The following is a 285-nucleotide window of genomic DNA, read 5'->3' on the forward strand; positions in this document are numbered from 1 at the left end:
ACAGACGGTCGAGGCTTTTAAAATTACTAGTCAGTATGAAAAGAAGTCGGCTTATATCAAGCAACAATATTATCCGATTCAAGATTGGCAATCCGCTGGGTTGAAGAAACCTTCCTGGGTCGATCTTGGTAATATTTATCGCTTTCCCAAAGCCGGTTTAAACTTTAAAGAAATCGGTCATTTAAGTAAGCTAGATCAAAATAAAATTTCAGATTTTACGCTTGACCTAAAATCAAAAAGAAGAGGTAAGGGTCAAAAGATAATTCAACAGCGATCAAGTAAAAG

At 35.8% G+C, this 285-nt stretch carries 1 protein-coding gene; it reads left to right on the plus strand.

Annotated features, from left to right (window positions below):
• Positions 1-285, plus strand: a 285-nt coding sequence (locus FAY32_RS14520; protein WP_143464136.1) for a hypothetical protein, incomplete at both ends; no start/stop codon positions are given.

This window comes from Levilactobacillus enshiensis (assembly GCF_007115095.1).
Lineage (GTDB): Bacteria > Bacillota > Bacilli > Lactobacillales > Lactobacillaceae > Levilactobacillus > Levilactobacillus enshiensis.